General features: G+C 46.6%; 1 protein-coding gene and 1 pseudogene. Both read left to right on the plus strand.

The window, feature by feature from the left end:
- Positions 1-205, plus strand: a 205-nt coding sequence (locus tag A3762_RS05025; RefSeq protein ID WP_156493246.1) for a DUF1007 family protein, incomplete at its 5' end; no start/stop codon positions are given.
- A pseudogene (locus tag A3762_RS05030) lies at positions 196-610 on the plus strand (hypothetical protein); the annotation flags it as partial. The gene A3762_RS05025 and the pseudogene A3762_RS05030, both read left to right, overlap by 10 nt.

A 610-nucleotide genomic window follows, 5' to 3' on the forward strand; every position in this document is an offset into this window, starting at 1 on the left:
AACCTATTACATTGCGATGAACCACAAATCCGTTGACGATATTTCGATTGTCGGTGGACTGAACTTAGAGTGCGGTAAAGATCTCGTGATTCCAAATCCTACCGAAGAAACCATCGCCTACGCCAATAGCTTGGATCAGTCACGTCGCGACACAGATGGGCTTGGCGATCAATTTGCTGAAAGAGCTGTTATTCAATGCATTTAACTCCCTCAAAGCTTCTAGCTGCAATCTTTCTTTGCCTCATTGCTGGCGGCATTTATTGGGCCACGCTGAATTGGACAGACTGGATGATTTACATCACTAGCCAACAGAAAGAGCTGCACAGTATGTTATCAGAGCATATGTCCAATGTAGCGCAACATCCTGAAACTTACGGCTTAGCCTTAATCAGCCTTAGCTTTGCTTATGGCGTCTTTCACGCCATTGGCCCAGGACATGGCAAAGCTGTGATCATGACTTACGTTGGTACCCAAGGGGCGAGCGTTAAGAAAGGCGCGGCTTTGTCATTTGCCGCAGCACTACTGCAATCAATCGTTGCGATTATTCTTGTCAGTGTAATTGGCCAGATGCTCCAGTTTACCTTTGGTGAAGTGCAAACGATGGGAGAAC

Source organism: Oleiphilus sp. HI0125 (assembly GCF_001635355.1).